Here is a 24,592-nt window from a genome sequence, read left to right as displayed (position 1 = left end):
CTGACAGCAATACTTTTTCTGCGTGTACAGCATTGCTGTCCCTTTCTGCACTGCCAGAGGCCTGCACGTGCGTCCTGCACGCGGGTAAGCGCCTCTTCCCCCTGATTTCACGCCGTCGTGTTTGACGGTATTTCGTTGCCTCGCATTAATCACATCGAACCGGCAATGAACGCCGCCCGGAACGGGCAGCGACACCGGCAGAGGGATTAGGCCAGGACGACGCGCTGATTGCCGTCGCCGCGGGATCTCTCTGCCTCAATTCGGCGGAGACGGGTGCATGGTTAATGTGAAGAGCGTGAAAGCATCGTCATTGCGCTGGCCGGCAATGGTGCTGCTTGTCGTTCTGGTACTGCTCTCCAGCCTGGGCCGTGCGCATGCACAGTCCGCCTGTACATCCGGCGCCTGTGTCAGTGCCGGGCCGCGCCTGGTCTCGGTGGATTCCACCCAGAGCCCGATCCTCAACCTGCTGTTCGGCGCGCTGCTGCCGGGCACCAGCCTCAACCTCAGCGTGGCCGACTGGAACAGCCTGGCCGGCGCCAACGTCAACCTCAACGCGCTGCTGACCCAGCTCAACGGCGGTGTCACCGTCAGCGATCCCAGCCAGGTGCTCAACACCAACATCACCCTGGGCCAGCTGCGCGCAGCGATGGTGCAGGTGCTGCAGGCCGACGGCCAGACCGCCGCCGCCAACGTGCTGAACGCGCTGCCGCTGGGCGTGGCCGGCACGTCGGGCAGCATCCGCCTGGCCGATATCCTGCAGGTGTCGCTGCCCACCGGCTCGCTCACCACAGTACGCCTGAATGTACTGGACCTGCTGACCGGCGGCGTGCAGCTCTACAACTTCCGCAACGTGCTGACCACGCCCACGCCGATCGCGGTGAACACCGCTGCACTGGGTCTCAATGGCGTGGCCAACGTGCGCCTGTGGGCGCAGGTGATCGAACCACCGAGCTACAACTGCGGCACGGTGGGCGCGGCGTTCCACAGCGCAGCGATCCGCATCAAGCTGGACATGGACCTGGTGCAGGGCCTGAACACCGGCACCCTGACTGCCGCGTTGAACGGCCTGAACCTGCTGGGTGTATCGCTGTCCAACACCAGCGTCAGCGCCGATGTGCTGCACCTGCAGGTCTACGCAGACGTGGCACGTGCCGAGGGTTCGATCTCGGCGGTGAACCTGGTCGGCAATGCAGTGACCCTGCAGGCGCGCCCTGGCCTGGTCAATCTGTACGTCGGCCAGATCAGCGATGCCACCTTCTTCAACCGCAGCACAGTGCTGACCGACACCGCGCTGTCCGCCGCCACCCTGACCAACCTCAGCGTGAAGGTGCGGGTGGGCGTGAACGTGCTGGGCTCCATCGTGCCGGTGGCCGATATCACGATCCCGATTGCGGTCAGCATCCGCGGCTACGCCACGGCGACGCCGGGCCTGCAGAGCGCCAGCTTCACCGGGCCCTACCCGCAGACACGCACGCTCAGTGCCGGTACGGTCAGCGCGGCCACGCTGGTCTCGACACTGGTCAATTCGCTCAGCATCCAGCTCACCAGTGGCAACCCGCAGGTGACGCTGCTGGGTTCGCTGTCATTACCGCTGCCCGTGGCCGATCTGGTCAACGGCATCGTCAACACGCTGCTGACGCCGGTACGCACGCTGGTCAATGCGCTGGTGACGCCGGTGCTGACCGCCGTGCTGGGGGGCGTGGTCGACAACCTGCTGGGCCTGCTCGGCATCCGCGTGGGCCAGGCGGTGTTCACCGTGGAAGGCGTGACCCAGGCCTGCGCGGCCACCCTGCAGCTGGTGAAGGATCTGCAGCCGACCAGTGATACCGGCCGCTTCAATCTTTCCATCACCTACAACGGCAGCACGGTGGGCTCGGCCAGCAACGTCGGCAACAACGGCGCCACCGCCGCGATCATCACCGTGCCGGGGGGCAGCTACGCGCTGGCCGAGGCCGCGGCGGCCGGCACCACGCTGACCCGCTATGCCAGCACATGGCAGTGCACCGACCAGAACAACACCGTGGTGTCGTCCGGCAGTGGTGGCAGCTTCACCCTGCAGGCGCCGGCGATGACCGCCACCGCCACCACCCTGGTGTGCCGCATCACCAACCGCACGCGGCAGGCCGATCTGTCGATCACCAAGAGTGATGGCAGCGGCACCTACACGCCCGGCGGTACCGCGACCTACACGTTGCAGGTGATCAACAACGGGCCCGATGCGGTGACCAATGCGACGGTCACCGACACCTTGCCCAACGGTGCGACGTTGCGCGGTGCGTGGACGTGCAGCGCAACCAGCGGCAGCACCTGCGCGGCTGCCAGTGGCGGCGCGGTGGGCGGCAATGCGGTGAACGTGGGCGTGAACCTGGTCAATGGCGGGCAGGCCACGATCAGCGTGCCGGTCAGCTTCAGCAACAACCCGGGCGCCTACTAGCGCGCGGTGCGGTGCAGTGCGCGCGGGGTTGCCCTGCGCGGGGGAAGGACAGCGCTACCGATGCCGGATGCCTGCAGCAGGCCAAGGCGCGTAATCGAGGACGGACGCATGGCAGCAACGGACAGGCAGGGCAGGGCAGGCAGGGCTTCGGCCGGCATCGCGCATGCCGTGGCCATGCTGGCATTGCTGCTGCCACCGCCGCTGCTGGCACAGAGCTATCCGAACCCGCTGAACAACACCGCCACGGTGACCGCGCCGACCGACGTGGCCGATCCCACACCGGGCAACAACAGCGCGACCGACACCAATGCGCTGGCCCTGCAGGCGCAGCTGAGCGTAAGCAAGACGCTGGTCAGCGCCAGCCCGGTGGCGGCCGGTGGCCCGGTGCAGTACCGCATCCAGGTCAACAATGCGGGGCCGTCGGCAGCCAGCGGCGTCGGCGTGGTCGATACGGTGTCCTCGCTGCTGACCAATGTGACCTGGACCTGCCAGCCGACCACGGCGGCCTCGTCCTGTGCGCAGCCCAGCGGCAGCGGCAACGCGGTGAACGTGCTGGTCAGCGTTGGCGTGGGCGACAGCGTGGTGCTGCTGGTGAACGGCACCGCCCCGGCCGCAACACCGGCCACGGTGCCGGCCAACACCGTGTCGCTGGTGCTGCCGTCGGGTACCACCGACCCGACCCCGGGCGACAACACGGCCACCACGCCGGCGGTACCCGTGCAGGCCAATGCACTGGTCGCCGTGAACGACAGCTTCGCCACGCCCATTTCCTCCACCAGCGGCGGCAGCACGCCGACCGTGCTGGGCAATGACACGTTGAATGGTTCGCCCGTGGTCGGCAGCAACCTGATCATTTCGCTGCAGAACGCACCTGCGGGCTTCACCATCAACAGCGCGGGCGTGATCGCGGTACCGGCCGGCGCCGCGGCGGGCGCAACATCGATCGGTTACCAGATCTGCGAGAACGCTTCACCGACCAACTGCGCCACCGCGACCGCGAGCCTGATCATCGCGCCCACCGCGCTGAACGACAGCTTCAACGCGCTGGCCGGTGCCGCCACGATCAGCGGCAACCTGGCCGCCAACGACAACGCACCGGCCGGCGCGACGTTCAGTGCGTCCGGTACGCCGGTCGCGGGTGCCACCATCAGCAGCACCGGTACGCTCACCTACGCGCCGACCGGCGGCATCACGCAGCCGGCCTCGATTCCCTACCAGGTGTGCCTGCCGGCACCCAATGGCAGTGTCTGCGCCACCGCCACGGCGTCGGTGCTGGTTGACGCCAACGTGCTGGTCGCCACCGATGACACCTTCACCGCGCCGTTGCCGCCGGGCGCGGGGGGCACCACGCCCAGCGTGCTGGGCAACGATACCTACGATGGCAACCCGGTGCCGCCAGCCAGCGTGACGCTCAGCCTGGTCGGCGCCCCCGCCGGTTTCTCGATCAACCCCGACGGCACCCTCGTCGTGCCGGCCAGCGCTGCGGCCGGTGCGCTGTCGCTCACCTACCGGTTCTGCGACAACGCCGCGCCGAGCAACTGCGCCACGGCAACCGCCAACCTGCTGGTCAGCCCGGATGCCGTGAACGATGCAGTGAGCACCCCGGGCGGCGGCCGACCCGTGACCGGCACCCTGGCCGGCAATGACAACTTCCCCAGTGGCGCGGTCTTCAGCCTGGGCACCCAGGGCACCCGCGGCACCGCCGTGGTCAGTGCCGATGGCACCTTCACCTACACCCCGGCCAATGCCAACACCGGGCCCGATACCTTCACCTACCAGCTGTGCCTGCCGGCACCCAACGCCAGCGTCTGCGACACCGCCACAGTGAGCGTGACCGTGGCCGACAACCAGCTGGCCGCCGCCGACGATCTGTTCGCCACGCCGCTGCAGCCGGGTACCACCACTGCGATCAGCCTGCTCGGCAATGACACGCTCAATGGCACCGCCGTGGCGCCCGCCGGTGTCAGCCTGGCACTGACCGGTGCACCGGCCAGCATCACCACCAACGCCGCCGGGCAGCTGCAGATCGCAGCGGGCGCTGCAGCGGGCGCCTATGCGTTCACCTACCAGATCTGCGAATTGCCGGGCGGCAGCAACTGCGCCACTGCCAACGTGCAGCTGGTCATCGCCCCCGATGCGGTAGATGACAGCTTCGCCGCGACGGCGGGCGTGGCGCTGGCCAATACCGTGGCCGGCAATGACAACGTGCCTGCGGGTTCGCAGTTCAGCCTGCTGGCCGGTGCTGCGCACGGCACCGTCAGCGTCAATGCCGATGGCAGCTTCAGCTATACCGCGCAGGGCACGTATGCCGGTGCGGACAGCTTCCGCTACCAGGTCTGCCTGCCGGCGCCCAATGGCGGCATCTGCGATGCCGCGACGGTGACCTTGAACGTCGCCGTGGCTGCGGTCGTGGCCGGCAATGATGACTTCACTGCGGCGCCCGTGCCGGGCACCGGCGGCAGCACGGCCAGCGTGCTGGCCAACGACACCCTCAATGGCGTGGCGATCGACCCCGCACAGGCCAGCCTGTCGCTGATCAATGCGCCGCCGGCCGGCTTCACCCTGGCGCCGACGGGCGAACTGCAGGTGCCTGCAGGATCGCCGGCGGGCCCGCTGAGCCTGACCTACCAGCTGTGCCAGGCCGGAACCAGCAACTGCGCCACGGCCACCATCGCGGTGGTGATCGCGCCGCAGGCGGTGGCCGACAGCTTCAGCACCCAGGTCGGGCGCCCGGTCGGTGGCAATGTCGGGGTGAATGATCGTGTCGCGGCCGGTACGACCTATGTGGTCACCGGCACCCCACCGCCGGGGCTGGTGTTCAACGGCGATGGCAGCTTCACCTACACGCCACCGGCGCAGTACACCGGCACCACGACCTTCAGCTACCAGGCGTGCCTGGCAGCGCCGTACACCAGCGCCTGCAGCACCGCCACGGTGACCCTCAATGTCAACGCCGGCACGCTGGTCGCCAACGATGATGACTTCCGCAGCAGCCTGCTGAATCCCGCCACTGGTGGCACCACCATCAGCGTGCTGGCCAATGACACCATCAACGGCGCGATCCCGCCGGCCCCGGCCGAGGTGATCCTGAGCCTGCTGGGTGCGCCGGGCGGCTATGTACTCAATGCCAACGGCACCATCTCCGTACCTGGCGGTGCCGCTGCGGGTGCGGTCAGCTTCGGCTACCGCCTGTGCGAGGCGGCGCTGCCGAGCAACTGCGATGACGGCGCGGTGCAGCTGCTGCTGGCACCGGTGGCGGTGAACGACAACGTCAGCACGGCCGTGGGCGTGCCGGTCAGCGGCAATGTCGGCAGCAACGACAATGTGCCGGCCGGTGCCACCTTCAGCGTCACCGGCACCGCGCCTGCGGGCCTGGTGCTGGCCGCCGGTGGTGCGTTCACCTACACGCCGCCGGCAGGAACCCAGGGCGTGGTCACGTTCGCCTACCAGGCCTGTCTGCCTGCGCCGGATGCCAGCGTGTGCTCGGGCGCGACGGTCACCGTGAACGTCAACGCCGGCACCTTGGCCGCCGCCGATGATGACTTCCGCGCCACGCCGATCGGCGCTGGTGGCGGCAGCACCCTGTCGGTGCTGCTCAACGACAGCCTCAATGGCACCCAGCCGCCGGCATCGGCCGACGTGCTGCTGGGCCTGGTGGGCGCGCCGTCGGGCTTCACCCTGGATGCCAATGGCGTGCTGAACGTCGACGCGGGCGTGCCGTCCGGCGCGCTGACGCTGACCTACCAGCTGTGCGAAACCGCGTTGCCCAGCAACTGCGATTCCGCACAGATCCTGCTGGTAGTCTCGCCCACTGCCGTGGCCGACGTGTTCTCCACGCCGGCCGGGCAGCTGCTGTCGGGCAGCGTAGCCAGCAATGACAACGCGCCGGTCGGTGCGGTGTTCACCGTATCGGGCACCACGCCGGATGGCCTGCAGCTGGGCCGTGATGGCAGCTTCCAGTACACACCGCCAGCGGGATTCACCGGGCCGGTGAGCTTCAGCTACCAGACCTGCCTGCCGGCGCCGGACAGTGCGCTGTGCAGTACCGCGGGCGCGACCATCAATGTCAACGCGGGCACGCTGCAGGCGATGGACGACGACTTCACCGCCACGCCGCTGGCGCCGGGGTCGAGCAGCAGCACCAGCGTGCTGGCCAACGACAGCCTCAATGGCAGCGAGCCGCCGCCCGCCGGCAGTGTCAGCCTGGCCCTGGTGGGCGCGCCGTCGGGCTATGCGCTGACCGCTGCAGGCCTGCTGCAGGTGCCTGCCAGCGCCGCTGCCGGTGCCACGGTGCTGAACTACCAGGTCTGCGAACTCGCTGCCCCCAGCAACTGCGCCAGTGCCAGCATCCGCCTGGTGGTGACGCCGTCGGCGCAGAACGACAGCTATTCCACTGCAGCGGGCCAGCCGTTGAATGGCAGCGTCGGTGACAACGACAACGTGCCGGCCGGTGCGGTGTTCACCCTCGTCGGCACCACGCCTGCCGGGCTGAGCTTCGGTGGCGGTGGCAGCTTCACCTACGTGCCGCCGGTCAATGCGGTCAGCCCGGTCAGCTTCACCTACCAGGTCTGCCTGCCGGCGCCGGACAGCGCGCTGTGCGCGACCGCCACGGCCAGCATCAACATCACGGTCGGCAGCCTGGCCGCCAATGACGATGACTTCAGCAGCGCGCCGGTCAATCCGGTGACCGGTGGCAGCACCGCGTCGGTGCTGCTCAACGATGCGCTGAACGGCAGCACGCCGCCGGCCGCGGCGGACGTGCTGCTGAGCCTGGCCGGTGCACCGGCAGGCATCAGCCTCAACCCGGACGGCACGGTGAGCGTTGCCGCCGGCGTGCCGGCCGGTGGCCGCACGTTGACCTACCAGCTGTGCGAAGCCGCGGCACCGGGCAACTGCGCCAACGCCAGCCTGCGTCTGGTGGTCGCGCCGTCGGCCATTGACGATGCACTGTCCACGCCGGCCGGCGTGGCGCTGACCGGCTCGGTGGCGGGCAACGACAACGTGGGCAGCGGCGCGCAGTTCAGCGTGGTCGGCACGGCACCGGCCGGGCTGGTCTTCGCTGCCGATGGTGGTTTCGTCTACACCCCCGCGGCGGGCTTCAGCGGTGCGGTCACTTTCAGCTACCAGGTGTGCCTGGCGGCGCCTGACAGCGGCATCTGCGCCACGGCAACGGCCACGATCAACGTCAACAGCGGCACTCTGGTCGCGGTGGACGACAGCGTTGCTGCGCCGGTTGCGGGCGGTGGTGCTACGCCCAGCGTACTGGGCAACGACACGCTCAACGGCGCGACGCCGGCCGCGGATGCGGTGGTACTGAGCCTGGTGGGCGCGCCTTCGGGCTTCTCGATCGCCGCCGATGGCACGATCGCCGTGGCCACCGGCACCGCCTCCGGCGCGGTCACCCTGACCTACCAGGTCTGTGAAGCGGCAGCGACGACCAACTGCGCCACGGCCAACGTGGCCCTGGTGGTTGCACCGGCACCGGCCAACGACGCCTTTGCGGTGCAGGCGGGCCTGTCGGTCACCGCCAACGTGGCCGGCAATGACGGCATGCCGGTCGGCTCGACCTTCAGCGTGCAGGGCACGCCGCCGGCCGGGGTCACCTTCAATGCCGACGGCAGCTTCACCTATGCGCCGCCGGCCGGTACCACCAGCCCGGCCAGCTTCGTCTACCAGGCCTGCCTGCCCGCGCCGAACGCCGCGGTGTGCGGCACCGCCACGGTCACGCTGAACATCAACAACGGCGCGCTGGTGGCAAACAACGACAGCTTCGGTGCGGTCGCGCCGGGCGCCGTCACCGCCAGCGTGCTGGCCAACGACACCCTCAACGGCCTCAGTCCGCCGGCGCCGGCCAACGTGGCGCTGTCGCTGGTGGGTGCACCGGCCGGCTTCATCATCAGCCCCACTGGTACGGTGACGGTACCGGCCGATGCCGCCAGTGGCGCCACCACGCTCACCTACCAGGTGTGCGAAACGGCGGCGGCCAACAACTGCGCCACCGCCAGCATCGCGCTGGTGGTACGGCCGACGCCGGTGAACGACACGATCAGCGTGCAGGCCGGGCAGGCCAACACCGGCAATGTCGCCGGCAATGACGCGATGCCTGCCGGCTCCAGCTGGAGCGTGCCGTCGCCGCCGCAGGGCCTGGTGTTCAACGCCAACGGCAGCTTCACCTACACGCCGCCGGCCGGCACCCTCGGCCCGGTCACCTTCAGCTACCAGGCCTGCCTGCCCGCGCCGGATGCCGCCGTGTGCGGCACCGCCACGGCCACCCTCACCATCGCGGTCAGTGCCATCGTCGCCAATGACGATACCTTTGCCGCGCCGCTGACGGCCGGCTCGGTCACGCCCAGCGTGCTGGCCAACGACGTGCTCAACGGCGTCACCCCGCCGCCGTCCGCAGCGGTGCAGCTGCTGCTGGTGGCGGCGCCGACCGGCTTCGTCATCAACAACGATGGCAGCGTGCAGATTCCCGCCAGCGCGGCGGCAGGGGCGACCACGCTGACCTACCAGCTGTGCGAGACCGCCTCGCCGACCAACTGCGCCACCGCAGCCATCGCCTTCGTCGTCACCCCGGCACCGCAGGCCGATGCATTCGCCGTGCAGGCCGGTGCGAGCCTGACCGGTGCCAGCGTGGCGACCAACGACAATCTGCCGGCCGGTTCCAGCTGGGCCGTGCAGGGCACGCCGCCCGCCGGCCTGGCGTTCAATGCCGATGGCAGCTTCAGCTACACGCCGCCGGTGGGCACCACCGGCGCGGTCACCTTCACCTACCAGGCCTGCCTGCCGGCACCGGACAACGCGGTGTGCGGCACGGCGACGGCCACCATCAACGTCAATACCGGCACGCTGGTGGCGGCGGATGACAGTTACAGCGGCATCGCAGGCGGTGGCACCACGCCGAGCGTGCTGGCCAACGACAGCCTCAATGGCGTCACGCCGCCGGCAGCGGCCAGCGTGCAGCTCAGCCTGGTCGGCGCACCGGCCGGCTTCGTCATCAATGCCGATGGCACGGTGGCGGTGCCGACCGGCGTGCTTTCCGGTGCGACCACGCTGACTTACCAGATCTGCGAAACCGCCGTGCCCAGCAACTGCGATACCGCCACGGTGGCCCTGGTCATCACGCCGTCGCCGCAGCCCGATGCGTATTCGGTGCTGGCCGCAGGCACGATCAGCAACGGCAACGTGGCCGCCAACGACAACATGCCGGCTGGCTCGCTGTTCTCGCTGCCAGGGGCGGTACCTGCCGGGCTGAACTTCAGTGCCGATGGCAGCTTCACCTACACCGCGCCGGCCAACACTCCCAGCCCGGTGACCTTCACCTACCAGGCCTGCCTGCCTGCACCGGATGCGGCGCTGTGTGGCACCGCCACGGTGACGCTCAACATCAATGACGGCACGCTGGTGGCGGTGGATGACAGCTTCACGGTTGCCCCGGGTGGCAGCGCCACGACCAGCGTGCTGGCCAACGATTCGCTCAACGGCGTTTCGCCGCCGGCCGCAGGGACCGTGCTGGTCAATCTGGTCGGCGCGCCGGCCGGCGTGGTGCTCGACGCCGACGGCGTGCTGACCGTGCCTGCCGGCATCGTGTCCGGTCCGCTGACGCTGACCTACCAGGCCTGCGAAGCGGCGGCGAGCGGCAACTGCGATACCGCCAGCATCGCGCTGGTGATCCTGCCGGCACCGCAGAACGACGCCTTCAACGTGCAGGCCGGCCAGGTGCTGTCGGCCAGCGTGGCCGGCAACGACAACATGCCGGCCGGCGCCAGCTGGACGCTGCAGGGCGCTGCGCCGGCAGGGCTGCAGTTCAATGCCGATGGCAGCTTCAGCTACACCCCGCCGACCGGCACCACGGGTGCGGTGACCTTCAGCTACCAGACCTGCCTGGCGGCGCCCAATGCCAGCACGTGCGCGACCGCGCAGGTGACGCTGAACGTGGCCAACGGCACCTTGCTGGCCGGCGACGACACGCTGGCCGGCATCGCCCCGGGCGGTACCTCCGCCGCCAGTGTGCTGGCCAATGATTCGCTCAATGGCGTCAGCCCGCCTGCGCCGGGCGACGTGGTGCTGAGCCTGGTCGGTGCACCTGCGACGTTCACCCTCAATCCGGACGGCACCATCACCGCCGGCAGCGGCGCGATGTCCGGCCCGACCACGCTGACCTACCAGATCTGCGAAGCGGTGGCGCCAGGCAACTGCGTCACTGCCAGTGTCACCGTGGTGGTCAACCCGGCACCGCAGGACGATGCTGCCGCCGTGCAGGTGGGGCAGAGCCTCAGCGCCAGCGTGGCCAGCAACGACAACATGCCGGCCGGCTCCAGCTGGAGCCTGCCGGGCACGCCGACGGCCGGCTTCAGCTTCTCTGCCGATGGCAGCTACACCTACGCTCCGCCGGCCGGTACCAGCGGCCCGGTGGTGGTGGCCTACCAGGTCTGCCTGCCGGCACCCAATGCCAATCTGTGCGGCACCGCCACGCTGACCCTCAACATCAACAACGGCGCCCTGGTCGCGGCCGATGACACCCTGTCCGGCGTCGCTGCCGGCACCACTTCCAGCGCCAGCGTGCTGGCCAATGATTCGCTCAATGGCAACTCGCCGCCGGCTGGTTCCTCGGTGGTGCTGAGCCTAGTCGGCGCGCCGGCCGGCTATGCGATCACCCCGCAGGGCACCATCAGCGTGCCGTCCACGGCGGTGTCCGGTCCGGTCGTCCTGACCTACCAGATCTGCGAAGCGGCGGCGGCCAACAACTGCGATACCGCCAGCGTCACCGTGGTGGTCAGTCCTTCGCCGCAGCCGGATGCCTTCGCCGTGCAGGTCGGGCAGACGCTGTCGGCCAGCGTGGCCGGAAACGACAGCGTGCCGCCGGGTGCGCAGTACAGCGTGCAGGGCACCGCGCCCGATGGCCTGCTGCTCACCGCGACCGGTGCCTTCACCTATACGCCGCCGCCGGGCCGGCTGGGCGTGGTCACCTTCGATTACCAGGTGTGCCTGCCGGCGCCGAACGCCGCGGTCTGCGGTTCCACCACGGCGACCATCACCATCAACAACGGCACCCTGGTGGCCGGTGACGACAGCTTCAGCAACATCGCGCCCGGCAGCACCGTCGGCACCAGTGTGCTGGCCAACGATTCGCTCAACGGCGTGTCGCCGCCGGCTGCCGGTACGGTGACGCTGGCCCTGGTGGGTGCACCGGCCGGCTTCTCGATCAGCGCCGATGGCCTGATCACGGTGGGCACGGGCGTGCAGTCCGGCCTGACCACGCTGACCTACCGGATCTGCGAGGTGGCCTCGCCGGCCAACTGCGACACCGCCAGCGTGCGGATCGTGGTCAGTCCTGCACCGCAGCCCGATGCGTTCGCGGTGCAGGCCGGTGCAACGCTGGCCGGCAGTGTGGCCGGCAACGACAACCTGCCGACGGGTTCGAGCTGGAGCCTGCAGGGCACCGCACCGGCCGGGCTGAGCTTCAACGCCGATGGCAGCTTCACCTATGCGCCGCCTGCCGGCACCGCCGGGCCGATCACGGTGACCTACCAGGCCTGCCTGCCGGCACCGGACGCGGCGCTGTGCGCGACCACCACCTTCACCCTCAACATCAACAACGGCGACCTGGTGGCTGGCGATGACGTCATCACTGGCGTGGTAGCGGGCGGCACTTCGGCAGCCAGCGTGCTGGCCAATGATCGCCTCAACGGCGCCAGCCCGGCGCCGGCAGCCGATGTACGCCTGTCGCTGGTCGGCGCACCGGCCGGCTTTACGCTGAACCCGGATGGCACGCTCAGCGTCGGCAGCGGTGTGGTGTCGGGCAGCACCACGCTGACATACCAGCTGTGCGAAGCCGCGGCTGCCAACAACTGCGATACCGCCAGCGTCACCGTGGTGGTCAGCCCGACGCCGCAGGCCGATGCCTTCTCGGTGCAGGCCGGGCAGCAGCTGGTCAACACGGTGGCCGGCAACGACAACCTGCCGGCCGGTTCGACCTGGAGCGTGCAGGGCACTGCTCCGGCCGGCCTGGTCTTCAACGCCGATGGCAGCTTCACCTACACGCCGCCGGCCGGCACCCTCGGTGCGGTCACCTTCAGCTACCAGGCCTGCCTGCCGGCGCCGAACGGCAGCGTCTGCGGCAGCGCCACGGTCACCCTCAACGTCAACACCGGCACCCTGGTGGCCGGCGATGACAGCTTCAGCAACATCGCGCCGGGCACGTCCACACCCAGCGTGCTGGCCAATGATTCGCTCAACGGCGTATCGCCGCCGTCCGCAGCATCGGTGGCACTGAGCCTGGTGGGGGCGCCCGCCGGCTTCGGCATCAATCCGGATGGCACGATCAGCGTCGGCAGCGGCGTGGTGTCGGGCAGCACCACGCTGACCTACCAGATCTGCGAAGTGGCGGCATCGAGCAACTGCGCCACCGCCAGCGTCAACGTGGTGGTCAGCCCGGCGCCGCAGGCCGATGCCTTCAGCGTGCAGGCCGGGCAGTCGGTGAACAACACCGTGGCCGGCAATGACAACCTGCCGGCCGGTTCGACCTGGAGCGTGCAGGGCGCGACGCCTGCGGGTCTGGTGTTCAACAGCGATGGCAGCTTCAGCTACACGCCGCCGGCGGGTACCACTGGTGCCGTGAGCTTCACCTACCAGGCCTGCCTGCCGGCACCGGACGCGGCCCTGTGTGGCACCGCGACGGTCACCCTGAACGTCAACACCGGCACCCTGCTGGCCGGCAACGACAGCTTCATCGGTATCGCGCCGGGCACGTCCACGCCCAGCGTGCTGGCCAATGATTCGCTCAATGGCGTATCGCCGCCGGCCAGCGCTGCCGTCACCCTCAGCCTGGTCGGCGCGCCGGCCGGCTACAGCGTGTCTCCGGATGGCACGATCAGTGTCGGTACCGGGGTGGTTTCCGGCAGCACCACGCTGACCTACCAGGTCTGTGAAGCGGCGGCGCCCGGCAACTGCGCCACCGCCACGGTAAGCGTGGTGGTCAGCCCGGCACCGCAGGCCGATGCCTTCAGCGTGCAGGCCGGCCAGGTGCTGTCCAACACGGTGGCAGGCAATGACAACCTGCCGGCCGGCGCCAGCTTCAGCGTGCTGGGCGCCACGCCGCCGGGCCTGGTGTTCAACACCGATGGCAGCTTCACCTACACGCCACCGGCCGGTACGACCGGCGCGGTCGACTTCACCTACCAGGCCTGCCTGCCGGCGCCGAATGCGTCGCTGTGCAACAGCGCCACGGTCAGCGTCACCATCGGCACCGGCACTCTGCTGGCGACCAACGACAGCTTCAGCGCCATCGCACCAGGCGGCATTACCCCCAGCGTGCTCAGCAACGACTCGCTCAATGGCGTGTCGCCGCCGGCCACTGCTACGGTGACCCTGAGCCTGGTGGGTGCACCGGCCGGCATTGCGATCAATGCCGACGGCACGATCAGCATCGGCGGCGGTGTCAGCTCCGGTGCAACCACGCTGACCTACCGTGTCTGCGAAGCGGCCGCGCCCAGCAACTGCGCCACCGCCACGGTGAGCGTGGTGGTCAGCCCCGTGCCGCAGGCCGATGCCTTCAGCGTTCAGGCCGGGCAGACGCTGAGCAACTCGGTGGCGGGCAACGACAACCTGCCTGCGGGTTCGACCTGGAGCGTGCAGGGCACGACGCCGCCGGGCCTGGTGTTCAACACCGATGGCAGCTTCACCTATGCGCCGCCGGTCGGTACGACCGGTGCGGTGACCTTCACCTACCAGGCATGCCTGCCGGCACCGGATGCGGCCGTGTGTGGCACCGCAACGGTCACCCTCAACGTCAACACCGGCACGCTGGTGGCCGGCAATGACAGCTTCACCGGCATCGCACCGGGCGGCAGCACGCCCAGCGTGCTGGCCAATGATTCGCTCAACGGCGTCACCCCGCCGGCGGCGAACACCGTGACGCTGGGTCTGGTCGGTGCGCCGGCCGGCATCAGCATCAACCCCGATGGCACGATCAGCATCGGCAGCGGTGTGCCTTCCGGCCCCACCAGCGTCACCTACCAGGTGTGTGAAGTGGCCGCACCCAGCAACTGCGCCAACGCGACGGTGAGCGTGGTGGTCAGCCCGGCGCCGCAGCCGGATGCCTTCAGCGTGCGCGCAGGCCAGGTGCTGTCGAACACGGTGGCCGGCAACGACAACATGCCGGGGGGGTCGACCTGGAGCGTGCAGGGCGCCACGCCGCCGGGCCTGGTGTTCAACGCCGATGGCAGCTTCACCTACACGCCGCCGGCCGGCACGCTCGGTGCGGTCACCTTCACCTACCAGGTGTGCCTGCCGGCACCGGATGCTGCACAGTGCGGGACCGCATCGGCCACCCTCAACGTCAACACCGGTACGCTGGTGGCCGGCGATGACAGCTTCACCGGCATCGCACCGGGTGGCAGTACGCCCAGCGTGCTCGCCAACGATTCCCTCAACGGCGTCTCGCCGCCGGCAGCGAACACCGTGACGCTGGGTCTGGTCGGTGCACCGGCCGGCTTCGGCATCAACCCGGATGGCACCATCAGCATCGGTACCGGCGTCACCTCCGGGCCGACCACGGTCACCTACCAGGTCTGCGAAGTGGCCGCCCCGGGCAACTGCGCCACCGCCAGCGTGACCGTGGTGGTCAGCCCCGCGCCGCAGCCGGATGCCTTCAGCGTGCAGGCCGGGCAGACCCTGGCCAACAGCGTGGCCGGTAACGACAACATGCCGGCCGGCTCGGTGTGGAGCGTGCAGGGCGCAACCCCGGCGGGCCTGCTGTTCAATGCCGACGGCAGCTTCACCTACACGCCACCAGTGGGCACCAGCGGGCCGGTCAGCGTCACCTACCAGGTCTGCCTGCCAGCGCCGAACGCGGCCCTGTGCAGCACCGCCACCGTCACCTTCAACGTGGGTGGTGCGGCCAATGTGGTGCTGGCGGTGAACGATGACTTCAGCAGCACGCCGGTCGATCCGTCGGTGGGCGGCACCATCGCCCGTTCGGTGCTGGACAACGACAGCTTCAACAACGTCTCGCCGCCGCCGGTCGGCAGCGTGGTGGCCAGCCTTACCGGCAGCACGCCGGGCTACACCATGAACAACCAGGGCCAGATCATGGTGGCCCCGGGCGTGCAGGCCGGGCAGGTGCAGCTGGCGTACCAGCTGTGCGAGAACGGCGTGCCGACCAACTGCACCACCGCCATCGCCACCGTGCTGGTGCAGGGGCCGGTGGGCGCGCTGCTGGCGGTGGACGACACGGGTGGCCCGGTCGGTCCGGAAGGCCGCACCCGCCTGCTCAACGTGTTCGCCAATGACACCTTCAACAGTGCCGCGCTGGATCCGGCCCAGGTCAACTTCGCGCCGGTCGCCACCAACGCGCTGACCTTCAGCGCCGATGGCTGGGTGGACGTGGCCGCGGGCCTTGCGCCGGGCAGCTACGGCACCACCTACACGCTGTGCCTGGTCAGCCAGCCTACCGTCTGCGATGTGGGCACCGTCACCGTGACCGTCATCGCTGCCGAGCCGGGCGTGGTGGCCGAGGATGACCGGATCGACATGCCGCAGAACGGCGTGGTCGAGATCGACGTGCTCGGCAACGACCGCGTGGATGGCACGCCGGTGGATCCGGCCACCGTCACCGTCACCATCACCGCACCGCCGCCGTATGGCGATGCGACGGTGCTGCCGAACAAGCGCATCCGCTTCGCGGTGCTGGCCAACTTTGCCGGTATCCAGAGCCTGGATTACCAGGTCTGCCACGTCGATGATCCTTCGATGTGTGCCAGTGCATCGGTGACCATCGCCGTGGAGCCGAACGTGCTGACCCTGGCCGACGATGCGGTGACTGCCGAAGCCAGCGGCCCGCTGCTGATCGACGTGCTGGCCAACGACACCACCCGCACCGCGGCGCTGGACCCGGCCTCGCTGCAGGTGGCCGCAGCGCCTGCGCACGGCACGGTGCAGTGCGCCAACGGCACATGCACGTACACGCCGGTGGCGGACTTCAGCGGCACCGACAGCTTCCGCTACCGCGTCTGCGACCTGAGCGTGCCGACCCCGCTGTGCGCCGAGGCCAACGTGGCGGTGACCGTGACCGGCCAGCAGGCCGTGCTGCGGCTGACCAAGGTGGCCGCCAAGCGCAGTGCGCAGATCGGCGACCTGGTGCGCTACACGGTGACCATCGACAACGTGGGCGAGGTCGATGCCAACGGTGCCACGCTGCTGGATACGCTGCCGCCGGGTTTCACCTTCGTCAGCGGTGGCTTCGCGGTGCAGGATGCGGACAACGATGCGCGCACCAGCGGCGTGCAGCCGCTGCGCATCGACGGCATCGACGTACCGGTGGGCGAGCGCGCCACGGTGGTCTACTACCTGCGCGTCGGCGCAGGGACCGGCACCGGCGTGCATACCAACCGCATCACCGCCATCGACGGGCAGAACCGCAGCATCGGCAACGTGGCCACGGCCGACGTCGATGTCAGCGTGGATCCGCTGCTGGATGAAAGCCTGGTCATCGGCAGCGTGTTCGACGACCGCAACGGCAACGGCATCCAGGACGAGGGCGAGCGCGGCATCCCCGGCGTGCGCGTGGCGGCGGTGGAAGGCCTGGTGATGGAAACCGATGCCTTCGGTCGCTACCACCTGGTCGGCATTCCGGGCGGCGAAGCCCGCGGCCGCAACTTCATCCTCAAGGTCGATCCGTCGACGCTGCCGGCCGGTGCGCGCTTCACCACGCCCAACCCGCTGGTGCGACGCATCACCCCCGGCCTGCCGGTGCGCTTCGACTTCGGCGTGCGCATGCCGGATGGCGCGCTGAGCAGCGAAGGCACCCCCGCCGCCGTCATGCCACGTCCGGTGCGCGTGGAACTCGGCAGCGCACTGTTTGCCAGTGGCAGCGCCACGCTGGCCGCCGACCGCGCCAGCGTGCTGGACAAGGCCGCCCAGGCACTGCGGGCGCGCGGCGGTGGCCGCGTGCTGCTGGCTGCCACGGCGGGCGGGGAGGCCCTGGCCCAGCAGCGGGCGCAGGCGGTGCGTGCCGCCCTGGCCAGCCGCCTGCCGGCCGACGTCGCCGCCGCCACGCGCATCGAGGTGCGTGGCAGCGATGGCCGCGTGCTGCAGCAGCTGACGATCGAGCCGCCCAGCGGACCGCCACCGGCCGCCGGCCCCAACAGTGGGGAGGGGCACTGACATGAAGACCCACCACCGGAGTCCTGCCCTGATCCTGCGATCAACCTCATGCAGCGTGTTCGCCCTGCTGCTGGCCACCACCCCGGTGCTGGCCCAGCCGATCGTGCCGGTGCCGGCCAGTGATGTGCGCTGTGAGGGTGACACCTGCCGCAGCGATGACGGCGAACTGCTGCGGATCGGCGATGACGCCGACGCGCCGCTGCTGCCGTTGCCGGGCCAGCGTGATCCGTCTGCCACTGGCAGCGTGCCGCTGGCACCTGCGGTTACGCCGGACGTGTCCGCACGCGGCGGGCAGTTCATGGCCGAGCTGCCCAACGGCGGCGTGGTCTGGGCCACCGAAGACCCCAGCATGGTCCCGCCCAGCCTGAGCGTGCAGGCGGCGGCCACCGTGCCGTTCGAGAACGGCCGGGTGATCCGCCCGCTGCGCTTCCACAGCTACAACAACTACGCCTCGTTCATCGAGAAGCTGGAAGTCACCCTGTACCGCGGCACCGATACCGATCTGGTGACCCCGCTGGCGCGCATCGAACTGCCGTCCGACTACGTGGGCGATGCCGAATGGGACGGCACCGTGCCGGAGCAGTTCAAGCTGCGCACGGGTGATGAGCTGATCTACGTGGCGCGTGCCTACGGCGCCGGCGGGTCGTTCGATGAAACGCAGATCCAGCGCATCCAGCTGGTCACCCCGGCGGACTTCGACCGAGGCCTGCAGGTGACGCGCGACAACGTGCAGAAGACCCTGGGCCAGGCGCTGGATGGAGCCAGCGCACAGGACCTGCAGGTCAGCAACAGCATCTACGGGCAGAGCATGCTGCGCCTGCAGAACATCCCCATCCACGGCTCGCGCGTGCGCCTGTACGGCCGCAATCTTGAGCCGAACAGCCGGGTGCGCATCAACGGCCAGGATTTCCCGGTCGATCTGGAACAGAAGTTCGCTGCCGAGTTCCTCGAACCGGTGGGCCAGCACCGCTATGACGTGCGGGTGGAATCGCGCGACGCGCCGTCTGCGCAGCGCCAGCTGGACGTGGACGTGACCGGCCGTTACCTGTTCCTGGTCGCCATCGCCGATGTCACGTTGTCGAAGAACAGTGCCAGCGGCAACGTGCAGCCGCTGGCCGCCGATGACCGCGACACCGATGGCTTCCTCAGCGAAGGCCGGCTGGCGTTCTACCTGAAGGGCAAGATGCGCGGCAAATACCTGGTGACCGCTCAGGCCGATACCCAGGACCGCGAACTGAAGTACCTGTTCCGCGATTTCACCCGCGCCGATGCGCAGGATGTGTTCCGCCGCCTCGACCCGGATCTGTACTACCCGGTCTACGGCGATGATTCGACCACCTACCGCGACGTCGATACCCAGGGCCGCCTGTACCTGCGCGTGGACTGGGACCAGAGCCAGGCGCTGTGGGGCAACTTCGCCACCGGCATCACCGGCACCGAGTACGGTCAGTACGTGCGCTCGCTTTACGGCGGCGCGCTGAACTGGCGTTCGCTGTCGGCCACGCCGCTGGGCGAGGCGCGTTCGCAGCTGAAGGTGTTCGGTTCGGAAGCGCAGTCGGCGCCGGGCCACAGCGAATTCCTCGGCACCGGCGGCAGCCTGTACTACCTGCGCCATACCGACCTGTTGCCGGGCTCGGAGCAGGTGGTGCTGGAAGTGCGCGACCGCACCACCGGCCGCACCGAAACCCGCGCCACCCTGCAGGAAGGCGTGGACTACGAGATCGACGACCTGCAGGGCCGGCTGATCCTGACCCGCCCGCTGGCGCAGCTGACCCGCGAGAACGTGCGCAGCATCACCCGCGACATGCCGCTGGATGGCTACGACCAGCTGCTGCTGGTGGACTACGAATACGTGCCGCTGGGTTTCAGCAGCGACGATGTGACCTATGGTGCGCGCGGCCGCCAGTGGATCGGCGATCACGTTGCCGTGGGCGGCACCTGGGTGGAAGAGAACCGCAGCGGTGAGAACTACAGCCTGAAGGGGGCCGACCTTACCCTGCAGGCGGGCCGCGGCACCTACCTGAAAATGGAACAGACGCGCACCGATGCCACCGCAGCGCCGGTGTTCTATTCGGACAATGGCGGCCTCAGCTTCATCCGCCGCAATCCGTACGAAGGCCGCCGGTCGGGCAAGGCTTCGGCAGTGGAGGCGCGCGCCAACCTGCGCGAACTGGGCTGGACCACCCAGGACTGGAGCCTGGGCGCGTGGTGGCGCGATGTCGATGCGGGCTTCTCGGTGGCGCGCCAGGACACCGGCCTGCCGATCCAGGAATACGGCGCGGAGTTCCTGGGCTACCTCACCGATGATTTCAGCCTGTACGGCCGCCACACCCGCACCGAACAGGGCGAACTGGCACTGGAACAGAGCCAGCTGACCGCCGAATGGCGGCTGGGCAACGATGGCCAGCTGACCGGCGAACTGCGCCGCGTGCGCGAGGAGCAGGAGCTGCAGGACGTCTCCGCGCTGCTGGCGGCCATCGGTTACCGCCAGCGCTTCGGTTCGTCGTGGGAGCTGTACGGCACCGGCCAGGTGACGCTGGACGATGATGGCGGTGCCTATGAGAAGAACGACCTGCTGACCCTGGGCGCGCGCTACCTGTTCGGCGACCGCAGCAGTGTGGGGGCCGAGCTGAGTGGCGGCAGCCGCGGCCATGGCGGCAAGGTCGATGCCGAATACCGCATGGCGCCCGACCACAGCCTCTACGGCAGCTACAGCTACAGCACCGACCGCACCGGTACCGATCCGTTGTTCGACAACGGCCTGCAGAGTGGCTGGACCGTGGGCCAGCGCTGGCGCCTGAGCAACCAGGTGAACGTCTACAACGAAAGCCAGTACCTGAAGGACCGCCGCCAGGACAGCGCGGGGCTGGTGCACACCTTCGGCATGGACTTCTACCCGGCGCAGGGCTGGAACCTGGGCTTCACCGTGATGGACGGCGAACTGGAATCCACCGTGGGCCGCATCAACCGCCGCGCGTACAGCGTCAGCGGTGGCCGTACCGACGCGGTGGCGCAGTGGAACAGCAAGCTGGAATACCGCCGTGACAGTGGTGCCGAGCAGCGCGAACAGTGGGTGACCACCAACCGCCTGCTGTACAAGCTCAACGAAGACTGGCGTTTCGCCCTGCGCGCCAACTATGCGGACACCCAGGACCGGATCAACCCGGTGGCCGATGCCAAGCTGGTGGAAACCAACGTCGGTTTTGCCTGGCGCCCGCATGACAACACGCGCTGGGCCGGCTTCGGCAAGTTCACCTACCTCTACGACGTGGCCTCGCTGGGCCAGGAAGGCGGCAACCTGTACGACCAGCGCTCGCAGGTGCTGTCGCTGGAAGGCATCCGCCAGATCGGCGAACGCTGGGAGATGGCGGCCAAGCTGGCCTCACGCTGGGGTGACTACCGCACCGGCCGCGGCGAGGGCGCCTGGCTGGACAGCCGCGCCGACTTCGCCGCCCTGCAGCTGCGCTACCGCCTGTTCGCGCAGTGGGAAGGCCTGGCCGAGCACCGCTGGTTGAAGGTACGCGACGGTGGCGTGCGCAAGGGCTGGCTGCTGGGCGTGGACCGCCGGGTGGGGGAGAACTTCAAGATCGGCGTGGGCTACAACTTCACCGAGTTCAGCGATGACATGACCGAGCTGAAGTACGACCAGAAGGGCTTCTTCCTGAACATGGCCGGGTATTACTAGCGGGGCCTGCCACGCATGGCGTGGCACTATGGGCGTGTCGGATAGGGTCGTCTGGCTCGCCGGGCTGAACGACCGGCAACATTGCCGGGCTGAATGGGGTACCGCCGTGGGATTTTGCGGCCCAAAACGACCATTCATGCACGTGTTTCACCTCAAGTTGTTGATTTTGAAGGCATTAGACCATGGTCGCGGCTGCTCGCCATTGTCATCAATTCGCGATAGGGTAGGGTTGTTGAACGGCCCATTGTTTCGCCTGCGGAACACTGGAACTTCCTACCGCTTTAGCAGTCCAAAACCCGGACTGCTAAGATGAGCCCTATGAGCCAGAACACCTCTACTGCCCTTGTGGCAAACAATCTCCCGATTCCCAGTGCGCTCGGTTCGCTGGACGCCTACATCGGTGCCGTGCACCAGATCCCGGTGCTGTCGGTCGATGACGAACAGGACCTGGCCCGTCGCTTCCGCGACGGTGACGATCTGGACGCCGCACGTGAGCTGGTGCATTCGCACCTGCGCTTCGTGGTGCACGTGGCCCGCGGTTACAACGGCTACGGTCTTGCGCTGGGCGACCTCATCCAGGAAGGCAACATCGGCCTGATGAAGGCGGTCAAGCGCTTCGACCCGGACATGGGCGTGCGCCTGGTCTCCTTCGCCGTGCACTGGATCCGTGCCGAGATGCACGAGTTCATCCTGAAGAACTGGCGTATCGTCAAGGTCGCCACGACCAAGGCGCAGCGCAAGCTGTTCTTCAACCTGCGCAAGTCGAAGACGCGCCTGGGCTGGATGAACGCGGCCGAAGTCAGCGCCGTGGCCAAGGACCTGAACGTGTCCGAGCGCGAAGTCATGGAAATGGAGTCGCGCCTGTCCGGCCGCGATATCGGTTTCGATGCACCGACCGACGAGGACAACGAGCACGCGCCGCCGTCGCCGGCTGCGTTCCTGGTGTCCAACGACGAAGATCCGTCGATGGCCTACGAACGTGAGGACAGCGAAGACAACCAGATGCAGCTGCTGCGCGAAGGTCTGGCCGAACTGGATGCCCGCTCGCGCGACATCATCCGCCGCCGCTGGCTGGACGCCGACAGCAAGGTGACGCTGCAGGAACTGGCCGATGAGTACGGCGTGTCCGCCGAACGCATCCGCCAGGTCGAAGCGAACGCGCTGAAGAAGATGAAGGCGCTGTTTACCGCGTAAGCGGTCAGGCGTTGGAATGAAGAAAGGCCCGGCAGTGATGCCGGGCCTTTCTTGTTTGTGGGGCTTATCCACGCATGGCGTGGATCTACCCTGGCGGTACGGCATCCGTTGACCTACGCCACGCGTGGCGACACGGCCCCGGTAGAGCCACGCCATGCGTGGCTGCGCCCCGTCCGTTACCCCTCGCGTGCGATCGCGCGCCAGCCGATGTCGGTACGGTGGAACTCGTTGGCCCAGGTCACCTTGGCCACGGCGGCATAGGCAGTGGCCTGCGCGTCGCGCACGCTGTCGCCCAGTGCGGCCACGCACAGCACGCGGCCGCCGGCACTGAGCACCTGGCCCTGCGCATCCAGCGTGGTGCCGGCATGGAACACCTTGGCGTTGGCGGGCACCTCGTCCAGACCAGAGATGACGTCACCGGTGATCGGCGCTTCCGGGTAGGGCTTGGCGGCCAGTACCACGCCCAGCGACGGGCGCGGATCCCACTGCGCGTCCACCTGGTCCAGGCGGCCATCGATGGCCGCTTCCACCAGATCCACCAGGTCCGACTGCAGGCGCAGCATCACCGGCTGGGTTTCCGGGTCGCCGAAGCGCACGTTGAATTCGATCACCTTCGGTGCGCCGCTGGCATCGATCATCAGGCCGGCATACAGGAAGCCGGTGAACGGGATGCCGTCGGCGATCATGCCCTGTACGGTCGGGTTCACGACCTCGCGCATCACCCGCGCATGCACCTCCGGGGTCACCACCGGCGCGGGCGAATAGGCGCCCATGCCGCCCGTATTGGGGCCGGTGTCGCCGTCGCCGACGCGCTTGTGGTCCTGCGAGGTGGCCATCGGCAGCGCGTGCACGCCGTCGACCATCGAAATGAAGCTGGCCTCCTCGCCATCGAGGAATTCTTCGATGACCACGCGCGCACCGGCATCGCCGAAGGCGTTGCCCGACAGCATGTCACGCACCGCGTCCTCGGCTTCGGCCAGGGTCATCGCCACGATCACGCCCTTGCCGGCGGCCAGGCCATCGGCCTTGACCACGATCGGCGCGCCCCCGCTCTTATTGGATTTGTCGCGGAGGTAGGCCAGCGCCGCGTCCACCTCGGTGTGCACCGCGTAGAACGCTGTGGGGATGTTATGGCGGGCCAGGAAATCCTTGGCGTAGGCCTTGCTGCCTTCCAGCTGCGCGGCGGCAGCGGTCGGCCCGAAGATGCGCAGGCCGCCAGCGCGGAAGCGGTCGACCACGCCGGCCACCAGCGGCACTTCCGGGCCGACCACGGTCAGCGCCACGCCTTCAGCCTGGGCCAGCGCCAGCAGGCCGTCGATGTCGGTCACCTTCACCGCCACGTTGCGGCACTTGCCTTCATTGGCGGTGCCGGCATTGCCGGGCGCCACGATCACTTCGGTGATACGGGAGGACTGGGCCAGCTTCCATGCCAGGGCGTGTTCGCGGCCGCCAGAGCCGATGACGAGGATTTTCATTGCGGGGAGATCCTGGGGGACAGAAGTGGAAGGGATCGGGGAAATCGGTCAGGTGGGCTTTCTGCTGGACGCCAAGCGTTTTGCCTCGGCGTTGAGATTGGCAAGATCAAGCTCGGCTTCGCGTAGTCGGAACTGCTGGCTTTGAACAGATCGCGCAGGGTCTGGTAGAAACGCTTCTCCGAACTGCGGATATCGCGGATGCGGTGCAGCAGTTCCTTGAAGTAGTCCGCACGCTCGGCATCCTTCAGCCGGGCGTCGTTGAGCAGGAAGCCCTTGGCCAGATATTCGGCCAGTGACGAGCCGGCCCAGCGCCGGAACTGGCTGCCACGCGGCGACCGCACCCGGAATCCGACCGCCAGGATCAGCTCAAGGCGATAGGTTTTGACGTTGCGCCGGACGTCGCGGTCACCCTCCCGACGAACCTGTAAGTAATCCTTACAGGTTGTGGACTCATCAATCTCACCCTCGTCATAGACGGCGCGAACGTGCTGGGTGATGTTCTGCGGTGTCGTATCAAACAGCTCGGCCATCTCGCCCTGGGTCATCCACACCGTCCCCTCCGCTGCGCGCAGGTGGACCTCCGTCCGGCCATCGTCGGTGCGATAGAGGATCAGTTCGCCGAGGGGGCTGTTCATGGCC

At 68.6% G+C, this 24,592-nt stretch carries 6 protein-coding genes; 4 read left to right on the top strand and 2 right to left on the bottom strand.

Going from position 1 to position 24,592, the window contains the following annotated elements:
• The first annotated feature begins 277 nt into the window (after positions 1 to 277).
• The 4 genes from C1924_RS18090 (at position 278) to rpoH (ending at position 22,478) form a co-directional block, all read left to right on the top strand.
• A complete protein-coding gene (locus C1924_RS18090; protein ID WP_159094837.1) occupies positions 278 to 2,434 on the top strand; it encodes a DUF11 domain-containing protein in 2,157 nt (718 codons plus the stop codon).
• 108 nt (positions 2,435 to 2,542) lie between these two features.
• Complete coding sequence (locus tag C1924_RS18085; RefSeq protein ID WP_159094836.1) at positions 2,543 to 17,599, top strand: Ig-like domain-containing protein; 15,057 nt, start codon at positions 2,543 to 2,545, stop codon at positions 17,597 to 17,599.
• A 1-nt stretch (position 17,600) separates the two neighbouring features.
• The gene (locus tag C1924_RS18080; protein WP_216821561.1) at positions 17,601 to 21,284 is read left to right on the top strand and encodes a TonB-dependent receptor; all 3,684 of its coding nucleotides are present in this window, start codon (positions 17,601 to 17,603) and stop codon (positions 21,282 to 21,284) included.
• Between the two features lie 318 nt (positions 21,285 to 21,602).
• Positions 21,603 to 22,478, top strand: coding sequence for an RNA polymerase sigma factor RpoH (rpoH, locus tag C1924_RS18075; RefSeq protein ID WP_108766545.1), 876 nt, complete (start codon positions 21,603 to 21,605; stop codon positions 22,476 to 22,478).
• 176 nt (positions 22,479 to 22,654) lie between these two features.
• Here rpoH and purD read toward each other — a convergent pair whose 3' ends face one another.
• Complete coding sequence (purD, locus tag C1924_RS18070) at positions 22,655 to 23,953, bottom strand: phosphoribosylamine--glycine ligase (RefSeq protein ID WP_108766544.1); 1,299 nt, start codon at positions 23,951 to 23,953, stop codon at positions 22,655 to 22,657.
• Complete coding sequence (gene rhuM, locus C1924_RS18065) at positions 23,950 to 24,588, bottom strand: RhuM family protein (RefSeq protein WP_108766543.1); 639 nt, start codon at positions 24,586 to 24,588, stop codon at positions 23,950 to 23,952. Before rhuM ends, purD begins: the two co-directional genes overlap by 4 nt.
• Positions 24,589 to 24,592 lie beyond the last annotated feature (4 nt).

The organism is Stenotrophomonas sp. ESTM1D_MKCIP4_1 (assembly GCF_003086895.1).
In the GTDB taxonomy this organism is placed as follows: Bacteria; Pseudomonadota; Gammaproteobacteria; order Xanthomonadales; family Xanthomonadaceae; genus Stenotrophomonas.
This window is presented reverse-complemented; position numbering and strand designations above follow the sequence as displayed.

Excerpts from the sequence above, each read along its gene's own strand:
- C1924_RS18080 (WP_216821561.1), top strand. The coding sequence starts at position 17,601 with ATGAAGACCCACCACCGGAGTCCTGCCCTGATCCTGCGATCAACCTCA.
- rhuM (WP_108766543.1), bottom strand. The coding sequence starts at position 24,588 with ATGAACAGCCCCCTCGGCGAACTGATCCTCTATCGCACCGACGATGGC.
- C1924_RS18085 (WP_159094836.1), top strand. The coding sequence starts at position 2,543 with ATGGCAGCAACGGACAGGCAGGGCAGGGCAGGCAGGGCTTCGGCCGGC.
- C1924_RS18090 (WP_159094837.1), top strand. The coding sequence starts at position 278 with ATGGTTAATGTGAAGAGCGTGAAAGCATCGTCATTGCGCTGGCCGGCA.
- rpoH (WP_108766545.1), top strand. The coding sequence starts at position 21,603 with ATGAGCCAGAACACCTCTACTGCCCTTGTGGCAAACAATCTCCCGATT.
- purD (WP_108766544.1), bottom strand. The coding sequence starts at position 23,953 with ATGAAAATCCTCGTCATCGGCTCTGGCGGCCGCGAACACGCCCTGGCA.